This is a genomic window from Shewanella sp. KT0246 (assembly GCF_019654955.1).
Classification (GTDB): domain Bacteria; phylum Pseudomonadota; class Gammaproteobacteria; order Enterobacterales; family Shewanellaceae; genus Shewanella; species Shewanella goraebulensis.
In genome coordinates, this window is the sequence record NZ_BPEV01000013.1 from 1 (window position 1) to 13058 (window position 13058).

Here is a 13058-nt window from a genome sequence, read left to right on the forward strand (position 1 = left end):
AAAGGTGTGACTTTAATAGCGGATTTAGCTCACAAAATTATTTATTATGTGGTATCTGAATTTTAAAGGTTACAAGTAATGGCTGGATCCTCAAATCAGGTTATAACAATTAAACGAGGCCTCGATGTGCCTATTGCGGGTCAACCGCAACAAATCATTGAATCGGAAAAACAAACGACTCGTGTCGCTATCCTTGGCGAGGAGTATGTCGGCCTCAAACCGACAATGCTTGTCGAAGAAGGGGAAATGGTTAAAAAAGGCCAAGCCCTATTTGAAGATAAAAAAACACCTGGAGTAATATTTACTGCTCCCGCTAGTGGTGAGGTTATTGCAATAAACCGTGGCGAAAAGCGTGTGTTACTGTCGGTAGTGATTCGCTGTGAAGGTGATGAGTCTGTCAGCTTTGAATCAACAGATAATGTGTTGTCTTTATCTCGTGAAGCTGTGAAAGCTAACTTAATAAAAAGTGGCTTATGGACTGCACTGCGAACTCGTCCTTTTTCTCGTATTCCTGCGATTGAAACGGAACCTTCTGCAATTTTCGTAACAGCGATGGATACAAATCCATTAGCTGCTGATCCTCGCATTATCATTGCTGAACATCAACAAGCATTCGAAGTTGGCATGCAGGCGTTAACTCGTTTAACCGATGGCAAAGTGATGTTATGTCATGGAGAAGGTGTAAGTTTACCAGGTAATGATATAGAGCAAGTAGAATCTCACCAGTTTGGTGGTGTTCACCCTGCAGGCCTTGTAGGTACTCATATACATTTATTACACCCAGTGAATATTGAAAACGTGGTTTGGCATATTGGCTACCAAGATGTGATTGCTTTTGGCAAGCTATTTCAAACTGGTGAGCTGTTTAACGAAAGAGTCGTTGCTTTAGCTGGCCCTAACGTATTAAAGCCGCGATTACTTCGTACTCAACTTGGTAGTGATTTAGGTGAATTGGTTGAGAGTGAAATTAAAGACGTCCACTCGCGAGTAGTGTCAGGTTCTGTACTTTCAGGACACACCGCGATTGGTGTTTATAACTACCTTGGCCGTTATCATTCACAAGTTTGTGTGTTAACTGAAAATGCACGTCATGAGCTTTTACCTTGGGTTAAACGCAACAAAGAAAAGTTTTCACTAACTGGCATTATGATGTCGGGTTTTAGTCGTACGAAAAAGTTATTTGATTTTACTACACATGCTGGAGGCTCGCCTCGCGCCATGATGGCTTTTGGCCAATTAGCACGTGTGATGCCATTAGATATTTTGCCTACTTTATTGGTAAGAGATTTGGTGGTGAGGGATACCGATGAAGCGCAGTTGCTTGGCGCATTAGAGTTAGATGAAGAAGATTTAGCTTTGTGTACTTTTGTTTGCCCAGGTAAATATGACTTTGGCAAAGAGTTACGTGCTTGCCTAGATATCATCGAGAGGGAAGGTTAATGAGTCAGCAACAGAACAAACCGGGTAAGCAAGAGCGTTATTATGCTCATGGTCACTCGATGAAAAGCTATTTGCGCTCTTTATGGATCGCTCGTGGACGCAGTACCAAAGGTAAAGTGCATGTTCGTGACGCGATTGATGTAAAACGCACTATGCACATTGTAGGTATGTGTTTATTACCCGTATTATTTTTCGGGATGTATAACCTAGGTTTACAAGCACAAGTGGCGATTTCCTCAGGTGCTACTCAGCCAGAAAGCTGGCAATTAGCTATATTTGCAGCATTATTTGGTCAGCTTACTGAACAATCAGGTTTGATAAGTTTGTTTGCTTATGGCGCAAGTTATTATGTGCCAATTTATCTGGCCACATTAGTCGTGTGTTTATTTTGGGAAGTTATTTTTGCCAAAATGCGCAGACAAGAGTTGCACGAAGGCTTTTTCATTACCGCTTTATTATTCTCGATAATTGTTCCTGTATCGACTCCGCTTTGGATTATCGCCGTCGGTGTGAGTTTTGGGGTAATTGTGGCCAAAGAGATGTTTGGCGGCATGGGGTATAATTTTTTAAATCCTGCTCTTGCAGGTTATGCCTTTATTTACTTTGCTTATCCAACGGAAGTGGCTGCGATTAGTCAGTTTGTGGCTGTCGATGGTTTCGCAGGCGCAACTACGCTAACTGAAGCTGCCGCAAGTCGCGCTAATTTATACGCCGATGTGAGCTGGCTAGGCGCGTTATCAGATCCTAAGTGGATGGATGCATTTTTAGGATTCACTCCGGGTTCGATTGGTGAAACCAGCACTTTAGCAATCTTAATTGGTGGCGGCGTATTGTTGTTAACTCGGGTTGCTGATTGGCGAGTGGTTGCTGGCGTATTGTTAGGCATGATAGTCACTGCCATTTTATTCAATCTATTTGGTCCAGCAAAGAACTCAATTGCTGCAATGCCGTGGACTTGGCATCTTGTCACAGGTGGTTTTGCCTTGGGTATGATGTTTATGGCTACTGACCCTGTAACCGCCTCATATACTCGTAATGCTAAATATGCTTATGGCGCTTTGATTGGCTTTATGACGGTATTGATTCGAGTACTCAACGTGAAGTTACCTGAGGGCATAATGTTGGCAATTTTATTTGCTAATTTATGGGCTCCGCTATTCGATTATCTGGTGGCTCGCGCCAACATTAAACGGAGACTAAAACGTCATGGCCTTTAAGAAAGATACTGTCGCAGGCACGATGATCTTTATCATCAGTCTGAGTTTAGTTTGTTCGTTTATGATCACGGGTACCGTTGAAATTCTCAAAGAACGTAAACTGGTTAAAAAGCGCGATGAAGTACAACAATTTGTATTACGTGCTGCCAATGTTGATATCAGTGCTGGTGATTTCCGCGAATTATTTAGCGAACGTGTTACGCCAAAGCTGGTGAATCTGGAATCTGGGGAGTTTATTGCACAAGAAAACTTACTGGATTTAGACGAGCGTATGGCGGCAATCAATCCTGAAACCTCTTCTAAACCTAAAAAAGATACCGCTAAGATTAAAACTCGCGCTGACAATATTCGTATTTTTGAAGTGCGAAATGAAAGCGGAGAGCTTTCTAGCTTAGTGATGCCGATTTACGGTAAAGGTTTATGGTCAATGATTTATGGTTATTTAGCTGTAAAACCTGACTTAAACACAGTAGAGAACATTATTTTTTACGAACATGGTGAAACGCCAGGTATTGCCGATTTTGTCACTGATTCTGAATGGACTGACTTATGGAAAGGTAAGCAACTATTCGATGAAAACGGCAAAATGTCCATTAAAGTCGTTAAAGGTGGAGCCAAAGAAGGCGACATTCATGGCGTTGATGGCGTAAGTGGTGCAACCAGAACCGGTGTTGGTATTCAACGCGCAGTTGAGTTTTGGTTTGGTGTTGAAGGCTATCAAACTTTCCTCAAGCAATTTGCTACGACGGAGGCTAAATAATGAGTAGTTCAGTATCTACAAAGCAGATTTTAACCTCGCCTATATTTGCTAACAATCCAGTAGCGATGCAAGTGCTTGGCGTATGTTCTGCGTTGGCTGTCAGTAACTCAATGCAAACGGCATTAGTGATGACATTGGCGGTAACCTTTGTGTTGGTGATGTCGAACTTAATCATTTCGACCATTCGTAATTTCATCCCTAATAGTGTACGTATTATTGCTCAAATGACTGTAATTGCTTCTTTGGTGATTATTGTTGATATGGTGCTACAAGACGTTGCTTATGAGCTTTCAAAGCAATTATCGGTGTTTGTGAGCTTGATTATCACCAACTGTATCATTATGGGACGAGCAGAAGCTTTTGCGATGAAATACCCACCGCATTTGGCCTTAGTTGATGCGTTGGGTAATGCCATGGGTTATGGCGTGATATTACTCGGAGTCGCATTTGTACGAGAGCTTCTTGGACGCGGAACATTATTTGGTCACGAGATATTTACCACAATTGAAAACGGTGGTTGGTATCTTGCAAACGAAATGTTTACCTTGCCACCAAGTGCATTCTTTTTGATCGGCGTGATGATTTGGGCGATCAATGTTGTGCAGCGTAAGAGAGGATAATGGCGATGGAACATTATATTAATTTATTTATTCAAGCCGCGTTTATCGACAACATGGCGCTGTCATTTTTCTTAGGTATGTGTACGTTCCTAGCGGTATCTAAAAAAGTATCAACGTCTTTTGGTTTAGGTATTGCTGTTATCGTCGTGATGATGCTAGCTGTCCCTTTGAACCAAGTTATTTACGTAAATGTACTCGCGCCCGGTGCGCTTGCTTGGGCTGGATTTCCTGAGTTAAATCTAAGCTATTTGCAGCTTATTACCTTTATCGGGGTAATTGCTGCCTTGGTACAAATTTTGGAAATGTTCCTTGAACGTTATATTCCAACCTTGTATCAGTCCCTAGGGATTTTCTTACCACTGCTAACCGTTAACTGTGCGATTTTTGCAGGTGTTATTTTTATGGCAAACCGTGATTACAACTTGGTTGAGTCTATGGTATTTGCTGGTGGTAGTGCAGTGGGGTGGGCAATGGCGATTATCTTGCTAGCCGGTCTTCGTGAACGAATGAAGTTTCATGCTATTCCGCTAGGTTTACAGGGTATCGGTATTACCTTTATTACCACAGGGTTGATGGCGTTGGGTTTCATGTCTTTCGCTGGAATTACCTTATAGTGTGGTGCTTAGAAATGACAATGCAATCGAATATGAATTCTCTGAGTGATGACAAATTGTTGAGAAGGTACATTTAATGGAAATGGCAATTGGCATAGGCATGTTTACCATAGTGGTAAGCTTGCTAGTGATGGTAATTCTATTCGCCAAAAGTAAATTGGTGAATACTGGTGATGTCACCATTGGGATCAATGGTGACGCAGACAAAAGTGTGCGTACTCCCGCGGGAGATAAACTGCTGGGAGCTTTGGCTGGTAAGAATATCTTTATTCCATCAGCTTGTGGCGGTGGTGGTACTTGTGGACAGTGCCGAGTAACCGTTAAATCAGGTGGCGGTGATATTTTAGCAACAGAGCTTGACCATATTACTAAGAAAGAAGCGAAAGAAGGCTGTCGTTTAGCCTGTCAGGTTGCTGTACGTACTGACATGGAATTAGAAGTCGACGAAGAGATCTTTGGTGTGAAAAAGTGGCAGTGTGAGGTTATTTCCAATAATAACCAAGCGACATTCATTAAAGAGTTATTGCTTAAAGTACCAGAGGGCGAAGAGGTTCATTTCAAAGCGGGTGGCTATATTCAAATTGAAGCACCAGCCCATGAAGTGAGATATGCCGACTTTGATATTCCTGAGCAGTACCGTGATGACTGGGAGCGCTTCGAATTATTTAACTTAGTGTCTACGGTTGATGAAGATGTGTTGCGTGCTTACTCAATGGCAAATTATCCAGATGAGCAAGGGCGAATTATGCTAAATGTACGTATTGCTACACCGCCGAATAATGATTTACCACCAGGTAAAATGTCTTCATACATCTTCAACCTTAAAGCTGGTGATAAGGTCACTATCTCAGGTCCATTCGGTGAATTCTTTGTAAAAGAGACTGATGCTGAAATGGTATTTGTCGGTGGTGGGGCAGGTATGGCGCCAATGCGTTCGCATATCTTTGATCAATTAAAGAGTAAGCAAACCAAACGTAAAATGACATTTTGGTATGGTGCTCGTTCAGCTAGAGAGATTTTCTATCAAGAAGATTTCGATATGTTAGCAGCTGAAAATGACAACTTCGAATGGCACGTAGCGCTGTCAGATCCTTTACCAGAGGATAATTGGCAGGGATACACTGGTTTTATTCATACCGTGTTACTTGAGAACTATCTCAAAGACCATAAAGCACCAGAAGATTGCGAGTTCTACATGTGTGGCCCTCCAATCATGAACTCTTCAGTTATCAGCATGCTAGAAAGCTTAGGTGTTGAAGAAGAAAATATTCTACTCGATGATTTCGGTGACTAGTTTTAGAAACTTACTACGCAGTTAGCAGAAATATCGATAGTTAGTTAAAAAGCTGAAACCATGGTTTCAGCTTTTTTATGCTTGTTTAAAGATAATAACCTGTTAGCCTACTGCAGTCGTCCAAGGTTAAGTCTCAATGAGATATTAGGCTAGAATATCTTCTACATCTCACATCTCACATCTCACATCCCACATCTCGTTTCTTGTCATCTTTATTCATATCGATGGTAATAATTAATGTAGTGTTGTAATGCTACACCATTGCAAAATTGTTGCGTTAAAGTCTTTAATGGTTTGTTGCGTAATTGTTTATTAACGCGCTTGTAAGCCTTTATCTGTCTATACCTATTGCTTGTTACAAGAAGCATCTGATACTGTCGAATTCGTAGTATGGATCATCAATAAGACTTCAGCTGCGTACTATAACGACCAATAAATAAAATTAAATGGGACTCATGTTTTGAATTTAAAAATGCTTGGCTCAATAGCCATTGTGGCTGGAACTGCGATTGGTGGGGGCATGTTAGCTTTACCCCTTGCTACAGCAGCATTAGGTATTATGCCGGCAATTTTATTGCTGGTAGTAATTTGGGGATTATCAGCCTATACCTCATTACTGATGCTAGAAATTAATTTACGTGCTGGTGTAGGTGATAATGTACACGGCATTACCGGTAAAACCTTAGGTAAAGTGGGTCAGTTAATTCAGGGAGCTTCTTTTCTGAGCTTGTTATTTGCACTCACTATGGTTTATCTAATGGGCGGTTCTTCACTACTTGAATCCCGTCTAGAGCCTCTGCTTGGTGTTGACTTAAATAACCAAGTGTCAGTGCTATTGTTTACCCTCGTTTTTGGTGGCGTAATTGCTGTTGGCGTGAAATGGATTGATAAAATTTCCCGAGTTTTATTTACTTCGATGATCGTGTTGTTGGTGTTAGTGGTAGCTTTCTTATTGCCTGAAGTGAATATTGTTGCTTCATTGACTAACTTTTCTGCCAATGTTGCTGAAGGTGACAAGCTTGATCAGTTATGGCTTGCCGCTATCCCTGTAGTGTTTACTTCATTTGGTTTTCATGTGTGTATTGCAACTATCGTGCGCTACCTTGATGGTGATGCGATGTCACTGCGAAAAATCTTATTGATTGGTTCTACAATTCCGCTATTTTGCTACATCTTATGGATACTTGTGACGCTAGGAACATTAGGTGGCGAGACTGTTCATGGATTTGCAGGTTCATTACCAGAGCTCGTGATTGCGCTACAAGGTGTTGCTCAGTCGGCTATTGTCAGTCAATTTATTGATTTATTTGCAAACCTTGCCTTAGTAACGTCATTTTTAGGTGTGACTATGAGCTTATTCGACTATGTCGCAGAGCTTACGCGAGCAAAAGATGACACTGCAGGTCGAGCTAAAACATGGTTAATTACCTTTGTGCCACCATTACTTTGTGCGCTTTACTACCCTGACGGATTCTTCCAGGTACTTGGTTTTGCTGCAATTCCATTAGTTGTGATGATTATATTTTTACCGATAGCGATGGCACTTAAGCAACGTAAAGCGCAAATGGGAGGCTACCAAGTTAGCGGTGGTAATCTCGCATTAGGTATCACAGGTTTACTGGGTGTATTAATTGTTCTGGCTCAGTTGATGGTTGCTTTAGGCTAAATTGACACAATAAATGAACAGTTTAGGTCAGACGATAGCAATAAGAATGTAACGGAGTTTTACAACCGCTATTTTTAATTTGTTTCTATATGATAAAGTCAGGCTATATGCCTGACTTTTTTGTGGGTCAAACATACTGAGTTTTAACCTGGTTTAGGTTTAAAGCATTGTTTTTAAATTACTTTATCAGGAATAGACTTTAGTAATTGGCATAAAAGAATAATAAGTCACAAAGTGTACTAACTTAAAAAATGGAATTATTACAATGAAAACATGGTTATTAAGCGCTGCAATATTGGCATCATTTGCCTCTCAAGCAGATGAAGGAATGTGGCAGCCTTATCAGCTACCTGCAATGGCTGATGAATTAAAAGCGAAAGGATTGGAAATTGATGTTAATTCAATTTCTAAATTGACTGAATACCCTATGAATGCTGTGATTAGCCTCGGTGGGTGTACCGCATCATTTGTTTCACCTAAGGGCTTAGTCGTTACTAACCATCATTGTGCTTATGGTTCAATCCAGTACAACTCAACGCCAGAGAATAACTTATTAAAAGACGGTTTTTTAGCAAAAACCTATGCTGATGAATTACCGGCAACACCTGGTTCTCGCATTTTTGTAACAGAAGAAGTGACGGATGTGACTGAGCAAGTAAAATCAGGCGAAATGAATAAAGTGGGTAACGACTTTTATAAAGGGATTGAGCAAAAAGAGAAAGCGCTTGTTGCTGAGTGTGAAGCCGAAGATGGTTACCGCTGTAAGGTTTACAGCTTTCACGGCGGACTTGAGTATTACTTAGTTAAACAAATGGAAATTCGTGACGTACGCTTAACTTATAACCCAGCGGGTAGTGTGGGTAAATATGGTGGCGATATCGATAACTGGATGTGGCCACGTCATACTGGTGACTTCTCTTTTTACCGAGCTTATGTTGGTAAAGATGGTAAACCTGCTGACTTCAGTAAAGACAATGTACCTTACGAGCCAAAAAGCTTCCTAAAAGTATCGGCTAAAGGTGTGAGCGATGGCGATTTTGTTATGGTTGCCGGCTACCCTGGTCGTACAAACCGTTACCGCACAGCAAACGAAGTAGAAAACCAATTTGAATGGGCATACCCAGAAGGTAAGGTTTTACGCGAGCGTTTAATTGAAATTATTAAAGAAACTGCACCAGAAGGCAGTGACGAGCGAATTAAATATGAAAGTTCGATTGCAGGTTTAGCTAACTACGCTAAAAACTTTACCTCAATGATTGAGTTTTACGGCAAGTCACCAATGCTTGAAGAGCGTAAAGGTCTTGAGCAAAAACTGGCCAAATGGATCAAAGCTGATAAAAAGCGTCAGTCACAATATGGTGAAACACTGGCTGAGTTAGATAAGTTGATTGCCAAGAGTCAACAAGATCAAGAACGTGATTTACTGTTGAGTTACATGGGCTATAGCACCATGATGAGCACAGCGAGCCGTTTATATCGTCTTGCTAACGAAAAAGCGTTACCTGATATGGAACGTGAACCAGGTTATCAAGAACGTGATATGACTAACTTTACCTCTGGTATGGAGCGTATTGAACGTCGTTATGCTGCTAGTGTAGATAAAGCCATGCTTGCGGATTTAATCAAACGCTATGCCGCGTTGCCAACTGAGCAGCGTTTACCAGCATTTGATAAAGCATTCGCTATTGGTAAAAAGTTTGATGAAGCTAAGTTCAGCAAGAACCTCGATAAAATGTACGCTAAAACGACATTATCGGATAAAGAAACCCGTTTAGCGTGGATGGACAAATCTGTAGCAGAGTTTAAAAAATCGAAGGATCCATTCATTCAGTATGCCGTCAGTACTTATGATGAAAGAATGAAGCGTGAGCTTGATAAAAAGCAACTTGCTGGTGACTTGATGAAAGTGCGCCCTCAATACATGGACGCTATTATTGCTTATAACCGCGAATTAGATAAGCCTGTATACGCTGATGCAAACTCTAGCCTAAGAGTGACTGTGGGTAATGTGAAAGGCTACAGCCCACAAGATGGGTTAGTGGCAGTACCATTCACACGCTTAGAAGGTATTGTTGCAAAAGATACTGGCGCAGATCCATTTGATGCACCGGCTAAACAACTTGAATTGATCAACCAAAAGCAATACGGCGATTACTATGTGAAGTCGCTTGATTCTGTTCCGGTTAACTTTTTATCTACCCTTGATACAACTGGTGGTAACTCTGGTTCACCGACCTTAAATGGACGCGCTGAACTTGTCGGTCTGCTATTTGATGGTGTTTACGAGAGTATTATTGGTGATTGGGGTTACGATCCTGAAACTAACCGTTCTATTCAAGTAGACAGCCGTTATATGTTGTGGGTAATGAAGTATTTAGATAATGCTGACAACTTGCTTGAAGAGATGGAAATCGTTAAATAATTTTACAAACTCAAGAAAGCGGCACCTAGAGTTTAAGTAAGTGCCTTAACATTGAAATTTCTGCGGCCTCTAGGGGCCGCATTTTTGTTTCTGCTAAATCTGATAACTGGCAATTCATCATACTCAAACGGACTAAATCAATCACGTTATACCCCAACGCTTTAGCCATTCTGCGGATTTGTCTGTTTAACCCTTGAGTTAGGGTTATTTCAAATTGATTGTCACTTATTGCGACGACTTTACAAGGCTTAGTGGTGACGTCACGGTAACTCACTCCTTGACTCATTTGGGTCATGAAATCTTCAGTGAAGTTGCGATCAACAGTCACTAGGTAGACTTTTTCATGACCAAAATCTGGATGCATTAATCTATGAGTTAACTCACCATCATTGGTGAGTAATAACAGTCCTCGTGAATCCTTGTCTAACCTGCCTGCAGGGTAAAGTCTTGGGGCAGGAGGCAGTATATGGATGAGACTTGCAGGAAGGTCGGGCAATAAGCGGCAATCAATACCAACAGGTTTGTTATACAGCCAATACTGTTTACTCTCAATCGGAGCAATTGGCGCACCATCTAATAAAATGTTGGGGCTAACTGCTGATTCGCTCACCCGGTCTAATGCGGAGGCGACTTGGCCGTTAAAGCTGACTCGGCCAGCGGCAATGAGGCGCTGTGCTTGGCGCCTTGAACTGACACCACAATGGGCGAGGTACTGCTCTAAACGCATTTTGACGGGCAAGGTTACTGGCTCGCCAATGTTAGAGTTGCAAGCTGCTTTTGTTGGGTTTTGATCATCTTTTTCATATTTAAGCCCAGTACAACACACCACAGAATATTGGCTTGGGTCAGTACCCACATCACTAACGATACCCAGCAGATATCATTGAGTTTGTGAGTACAAGGATCAAAGTCTAATGTTGACCAGTTAAGTAAGTACATCAATGCGACTGAGAAAATAAGCCCAACAATGTTAAAGCCAAATAAAGAAGTCGTAAGAGAGCTATTTTTTCTGAAGTAATCAATAAAACAAAAACTGTGGAGCATGAAAGTACAAATGAGGTAACCAGTAGAGAAGAAGCGATGTTGTTCGAGAAAGTTAATCGGAAAAATGCCGATTAATACGATCAATACCCCCAAAATAGCACCTGTGATAGTAATGGTCCTGCTGTAAAAATCTTCAAACACAAAATACCGTGCAAGCATTGATAGCATTAAACAAGCCCCGCCAATGACTAAGCCCATGTTGTAAACAATGGCCAGTGGCGAGGTCAAGTAATCACCTAAAGTATCAGCACGGATGCTAAGAGGGCTGACGCCTAAACGAGAAACTTCAGCAATTAAAGCAGTACCTATACCTAGCCCGCTAATTAGCGCCGTCGCTAAAGACATGAAAATAATCATTAAATGTAAGTCGTAATGTTTATTTACTTCAATAGTCTGAGACATGGGCAGGAATTACCAATTTTTATTAACCTAATCGTAAAGACAGATTATCATTATATTACGTATTTCATTAACTGAAATACGTAAAAACCTGACGTTAACTGCCATGTGGCTCGTCAATATCAGGCTTAATAATGGGGTAAAATTTTGTGCTAGCGCGTTACTTAGTGACGTTTACGTAGAATAACGATGGCGATGGCAACAACTGCTAATATCATGCAATACCAAGCGTTCGATATCGCAGCGATTGGGCTTATTGCAAAAGTTGAAGCAATCAATAATGCCTGTGCACCATGAGGAATAAGTCCTTGTACGATACATGCAAAGATATCTAAAACGCTTGCTGCACGTTTGGGTTCTACGCCATGCTTTTGGGCTAAATCTTTAGCAATGTCACCAGCAACAACAATCGATACTGTGTTGTTTGCCACACAGGTATTGGTTGCTGCAACAATGCTCGCCATGCCTAATTCAGCTGCACGAGTTGAAGTGCCACCTTTGGCTTTAGAGAAACGTTTAATCAACGCTTCAATTTTCTCGCTAACAAACTTTAATCCACCTTGCTGCTGCATTAATGCGGCTAGGCCACCAACTAACATTGAAAGGATGAAGATTTCTTGCATATTTGTGAAACCAGCATAAATATCCTGCCCAAACTGGATTACACCGTAATTAGCTACAAACAAACCCGTTGCACCAGCCAGTAAAATACCTACGGTTAGCACCACGAATACGTTTACACCTGCAACGGCTAAAAATAGAATTGTTAAGTAAGGGATTACATTGATGATATCAATTTCTTGTGCTGCAACTTCAGCTTGCCCCTGGCCAGCAAAAGCAAACAGGGTCAGAGTTATCAAGGATGCAGGTAAGGCGAAAATTAAGTTCTCACGGAACTTATCTTTCATTTCACAGCCTTGGGTGCGAGTTGCTGCAATCGTAGTATCAGAAATAATTGATAGGTTATCTCCGAATAATGCACCAGACATAACAGCACCAGCCATTAATGCATAGTCAATTTGCGCTTGATCAGCTACACCTAATGCGATTGGTGCCACAGCTGCGATAGTGCCCATTGACGTTCCCATAGCTGTGGCAATGAAAGCTGCAATAACGAAGAAGCCTGGTAGCAACATGCTTGACGGGATCATTGATAGACCCAACGCAACAGTTGCATCGACACCGCCAGTTGCTTTTGCTACCGATGCAAATGCACCAGCAAGTAAATAAATCAAACACATCGCGATGATGTTGCTGTGACCGATACCAGCAATAAAAGTATCGATAGATTGGTTTAATTTCTGCTTAGATAAAAGCAAGGCCAAGATTATAGCTGGTAAAATAGCGATAACACTTGGTAGTTGATAGAAAGCAAAATCGACGCCTTGGCTTTGGAAGTATACGCCAGCGCCAATAAATAGGGCTAGGAAGGCGAATAGCGGCAATAAAGCGATAAAGGAGGCTGGGCTCGTCGTGGTGGTGTTTTGTGTCGTCAAGGTCGTCTCTCTTTTAGTCTTATTGATTTCAATCTTATTAATTTTAGTAAATCGGGTTAAGCGTCTTTTGATGCAATCAACTACTT

Annotated in this window: 11 protein-coding genes; 8 read left to right on the top strand and 3 right to left on the bottom strand. The window is 41.3% G+C overall.

Going from position 1 to position 13058, the window contains the following annotated elements:
- The first annotated feature begins 78 nt into the window (after positions 1-78).
- From K5Q58_RS08020 to K5Q58_RS08055, 8 genes are all read left to right on the top strand, one after another.
- Positions 79-1440, top strand: a complete 1362-nt coding sequence (locus K5Q58_RS08020) for a Na(+)-translocating NADH-quinone reductase subunit A (protein ID WP_220753428.1) — start codon at positions 79-81, stop codon at positions 1438-1440.
- A complete protein-coding gene (locus tag K5Q58_RS08025) occupies positions 1440-2657 on the top strand; it encodes an NADH:ubiquinone reductase (Na(+)-transporting) subunit B (protein WP_220753429.1) in 1218 nt (405 codons plus the stop codon). Before K5Q58_RS08020 ends, K5Q58_RS08025 begins: the two co-directional genes overlap by 1 nt.
- Positions 2647-3417, top strand: coding sequence for a Na(+)-translocating NADH-quinone reductase subunit C (locus tag K5Q58_RS08030; RefSeq protein ID WP_220753430.1), 771 nt, complete (start codon positions 2647-2649; stop codon positions 3415-3417). Before K5Q58_RS08025 ends, K5Q58_RS08030 begins: the two co-directional genes overlap by 11 nt.
- Positions 3417-4037, top strand: coding sequence for an NADH:ubiquinone reductase (Na(+)-transporting) subunit D (locus K5Q58_RS08035; protein ID WP_220753431.1), 621 nt, complete (start codon positions 3417-3419; stop codon positions 4035-4037). Before K5Q58_RS08030 ends, K5Q58_RS08035 begins: the two co-directional genes overlap by 1 nt.
- Before the next feature lie 5 nt (positions 4038-4042).
- Positions 4043-4651 (top strand): NADH:ubiquinone reductase (Na(+)-transporting) subunit E, encoded by a 609-nt coding sequence (gene nqrE, locus K5Q58_RS08040; RefSeq protein ID WP_055025195.1) that lies wholly within the window; start codon positions 4043-4045, stop codon positions 4649-4651.
- A 76-nt stretch (positions 4652-4727) separates the two neighbouring features.
- Positions 4728-5945, top strand: a complete 1218-nt coding sequence (gene nqrF / locus K5Q58_RS08045; protein ID WP_220753432.1) for an NADH:ubiquinone reductase (Na(+)-transporting) subunit F — start codon at positions 4728-4730, stop codon at positions 5943-5945.
- A 460-nt stretch (positions 5946-6405) separates the two neighbouring features.
- Entirely contained in the window at positions 6406-7611 is a 1206-nt protein-coding gene (locus K5Q58_RS08050; protein ID WP_220753433.1) for an amino acid permease, read from the top strand.
- Between the two features lie 265 nt (positions 7612-7876).
- The gene (locus K5Q58_RS08055; protein ID WP_220753434.1) at positions 7877-10033 is read left to right on the top strand and encodes a S46 family peptidase; all 2157 of its coding nucleotides are present in this window, start codon (positions 7877-7879) and stop codon (positions 10031-10033) included.
- A gap of 25 nt (positions 10034-10058) precedes the next feature.
- Here K5Q58_RS08055 and K5Q58_RS08060 read toward each other — a convergent pair whose 3' ends face one another.
- The 3 genes from K5Q58_RS08060 to K5Q58_RS08070 form a co-directional block, all read right to left on the bottom strand.
- On the bottom strand, positions 10059-10760 hold the full coding sequence (locus K5Q58_RS08060) for a pseudouridine synthase (RefSeq protein ID WP_220753510.1): 702 nt from the start codon (positions 10758-10760) through the stop codon (positions 10059-10061).
- Positions 10761-10774: 14 nt separating this feature from the next.
- The gene (locus K5Q58_RS08065) at positions 10775-11479 is read right to left on the bottom strand and encodes a hypothetical protein (RefSeq protein WP_220753435.1); all 705 of its coding nucleotides are present in this window, start codon (positions 11477-11479) and stop codon (positions 10775-10777) included.
- 161 nt (positions 11480-11640) lie between these two features.
- Entirely contained in the window at positions 11641-12999 is a 1359-nt protein-coding gene (locus K5Q58_RS08070; protein ID WP_220753511.1) for a Na+/H+ antiporter NhaC family protein, read from the bottom strand.
- Positions 13000-13058: the final 59 nt, after the last annotated feature.

Coding starts and splice junctions, on each gene's coding strand:
- K5Q58_RS08055 (WP_220753434.1), top strand. CDS start 7,877: ATGAAAACATGGTTATTAAGCGCTGCAATATTGGCATCATTTGCCTCT.
- K5Q58_RS08020 (WP_220753428.1), top strand. CDS start 79: ATGGCTGGATCCTCAAATCAGGTTATAACAATTAAACGAGGCCTCGAT.
- K5Q58_RS08060 (WP_220753510.1), bottom strand. CDS start 10,760: ATGCGTTTAGAGCAGTACCTCGCCCATTGTGGTGTCAGTTCAAGGCGC.
- nqrF (WP_220753432.1), top strand. CDS start 4,728: ATGGAAATGGCAATTGGCATAGGCATGTTTACCATAGTGGTAAGCTTG.
- K5Q58_RS08065 (WP_220753435.1), bottom strand. CDS start 11,479: ATGTCTCAGACTATTGAAGTAAATAAACATTACGACTTACATTTAATG.
- K5Q58_RS08035 (WP_220753431.1), top strand. CDS start 3,417: ATGAGTAGTTCAGTATCTACAAAGCAGATTTTAACCTCGCCTATATTT.
- K5Q58_RS08025 (WP_220753429.1), top strand. CDS start 1,440: ATGAGTCAGCAACAGAACAAACCGGGTAAGCAAGAGCGTTATTATGCT.
- K5Q58_RS08030 (WP_220753430.1), top strand. CDS start 2,647: ATGGCCTTTAAGAAAGATACTGTCGCAGGCACGATGATCTTTATCATC.
- nqrE (WP_055025195.1), top strand. CDS start 4,043: ATGGAACATTATATTAATTTATTTATTCAAGCCGCGTTTATCGACAAC.